2 protein-coding genes are annotated in these 2849 nt (G+C 71.2%); both read left to right on the forward strand.

The features are described from left to right. The first annotated feature begins 472 nt into the window (after window positions 1-472). Window positions 473-1822: a 4-aminobutyrate--2-oxoglutarate transaminase gene (gene gabT, locus H5J26_RS30065; protein WP_181769121.1), complete on the forward strand. Its 1350-nt coding sequence runs from the start codon at window positions 473-475 to the stop codon at window positions 1820-1822. Between the two features lie 380 nt (window positions 1823-2202). Continuing rightward, window positions 2203-2733: a phosphatase PAP2 family protein gene (locus H5J26_RS30070; RefSeq protein ID WP_181769120.1), complete on the forward strand. Its 531-nt coding sequence runs from the start codon at window positions 2203-2205 to the stop codon at window positions 2731-2733. Window positions 2734-2849 lie beyond the last annotated feature (116 nt).

Below are 2849 nucleotides of genomic sequence, written 5' to 3' on the forward strand. Positions count from 1 at the left end.
GGCGGCGGGGCAGCGGGAGGAGGCGGTGCCGCCCCCTGGCGGCTCTCCTGCCGTGGCAGCCCGTCGCCGGGCATGCCGTGCCCTTCGGGCGGTGCCTGCGCCGGCATCCCCTTCGAACCGTTCGTGCTGTCCGCACTCTGACGCCGGTGCGGCGACTCCATGTCCATGTACTGCCTCTACCCCTGCCCGGCCTGTGCGTTCGCGCTCCCGGGTCCCAATCTAGCCGTCGACGGGAGCAGTTGACCCGTGACGGTGCGTCCGATCCGGGTCACCGAGAGGCCGCGACCCGACAGCGGGACCGGGCGGCGCCAGCCAGGGGAGATCCGGAACGGCCGGCGAATGCCTATGTCCGTGACGGCCAACACGACACGCAGACTTCTCCGCACCGGTGCATGTCTCGCCCTTCCCGCTGCCTCTAGCCTGCGAGAGACGTGCAGGCCCCTTCGTCCCGAGAGAGAGCGCTATGAGCACGATGACGGAAATGTCCGGTGGCCCGGCCCTCCCCCAGGAGCGTCGCGTCGTCACGTCCATTCCCGGCCCGAAGTCCCAGGAGCTGATGGCGCGCAAGCAGGCCGCCGTCGCCGACGGGATCGGGACCGTGATGCCCGTCTTCGCGAAGCGGGCGGGGGGCGGCGTCCTCGAGGACGTGGACGGCAACTCCTTCATCGACTTCGGATCCGGAATCGCCGTGACCGGCGTGGGCAACAGCGCCGAGGCCGTGGTCCGGCGCGCGACCGCGCAGCTGGCGGACTTCACCCACACGTGCGTGATGGTGACCCCGTACGAGCCCTACGTCGAGGTCTGCGAAGAGCTCGCACGCCTGACTCCGGGCGACTACTCGAAGAAGAGCGCGCTGTTCAACTCCGGCGCCGAGGCGGTGGAGAACGCCGTCAAGATCGCGCGGACGTACACCCGCCGCCAGGCGATCGTCGTCTTCGACCACGGCTACCACGGCCGTACGAACCTGACGATGGCGCTCACCTCGAAGAACATGCCGTACAAGCACGGCTTCGGCCCCTTCGCCCCCGAGATCTACCGGGTCCCCGTCGCCTATCCGTACCGGTGGCTGACCGGCGCCGAGAACTGCGCCGAGGAGGCCGCGGCCCAGGCCATCGACCAGATCAGCAAGCAGGTCGGCGCGGAGAACGTGGCGGCGATCCTGATCGAGCCGGTCCTGGGCGAGGGCGGCTTCATCGAGCCGGCGAAGGGCTTCCTGCCCCGCATCGCGCAGTTCGCGAAGGACAACGGCATCGTCTTCGTCGCGGACGAGATCCAGTCCGGCTTCTGCCGTACGGGCCAGTGGTTCGCGTGTGAGGACGAGGGCATCGTCCCGGACCTGATCACGACCGCGAAGGGCATCGCCGGCGGCATGCCGCTGGCGGCCGTCACCGGTCGCGCGGAGATCATGGACGCCGCGCACGTCGGCGGGCTCGGCGGCACGTACGGCGGCAACCCCGTCGCCTGCGCCGCCGCTCTGGGCGCCATCGAGACGATGCGCGAGCTGGACCTGGCCTCCAGGGCCAAGCGCATCGAGGAGGTCATGAAGCCCCGGCTGCGGAAGCTGGCCGACCAGTACGACGTCATCGGCGACGTGCGCGGCCGCGGCGCGATGCTGGCGATCGAGCTGGTCAAGCCCGGCGGCAAGGAGCCGGACCCTCAGGTCACCGCAGCGCTCGCGAAGGCCTGTCACCAGGACGGTCTGCTGGTGCTGACCACCGGCACGTACGGCAACGTGATGCGCTTCCTGCCGCCGCTCGTCATCGACGAGAACCTGCTCAACGAGGGCCTCGACGTGCTGGAAGGCGCCCTGGCCGGGCTGTGAACGGGGTGCTGAATCCGTACAGCGTGAAGAATGTGTGCGAGGCCGATGGCTGGAGCGTAATCCGGCTGTCCGGGCCCGCTGACCTGCCGTACGGTTTCAGCAATCGCCGGGTTTTCCGGAACTCCACTCCGGGTTCCCGGCCCGAGCCAGTCTCTCCCCAAGACGGGCCCGGACGTGCCCTGGCGCACGCTCCTCACCGATCGGGGGACCGCTCGTCCCATACCCCCCGGGGCTCGCGGAATACCGGTCGATACGGCCGCTCCGGAACTCTCCCCCCTGTTCCGGGGCGGTCGGCCTTTCATCTGGCTCTCTGCGCACTGTGCTGTGCACTGCTCGCGCTCATCACCTGGCAGGTCGCCGTCGGCGGGCCGCTGCTCACCTTGGACGCGCAGCTCGGTGCCGTGATGCGGCGCAACTCCCCGCCCACCTTCGTGGCCGAACTCTGCGCCGACCTGGGCAACCCGGGCGTCGCCCTGCCCGTGCTCGCCGGAGCGATCGCGTACGCGGTGGCGACCGGCGGCGCGCGCCGCTGGCTGCCGCCGCTCTACGCGGTCGCGGCAATGGCGGCCGCCGCGTTGACCGTCTCCGTTCTCAAGGTGGGGCTGGGACGGCCGGGCCCGCTCGGCGGCCACAACTACTACCCGTCGGGGCACACCGCCACGGCGGCCGTCGCCTTCGGCGGGGCAGCGCTGCTGCTGTCCCTGACGATGCGACGGCCGCCGCACTGGCCACTCCTGGCCGTCGCCGCGCTGCTCACGCTCTCCTGCAGCGCGGGGCTGATCTGGCGCGGCTACCACTGGCCACTGGACGTACTGGCCAGCTGGTGCCTGGGCTGGGTGCTGCTGGTCTCGGCAACGGCCCTGACCCGGCGCGGACTTCGGCACCCCGGGGGCGGGCCGCCCGACGGCTGAGCGCCGTCCCGTTCACGGCTCCTGCCTCGGCTCCCCCGCGATGCGGGCCGCCGCGTCCTGCATGGCCATCTCCAGCACGGCGGGGTCGTTGAGCGTGCCCGAGCCGTCCGGCGGGA

This window comes from Streptomyces albidus (ex Kaewkla and Franco 2022), from assembly GCF_013870515.1.
Taxonomy (GTDB): Bacteria; Actinomycetota; Actinomycetes; order Streptomycetales; family Streptomycetaceae; genus Streptomyces; species Streptomyces albidus.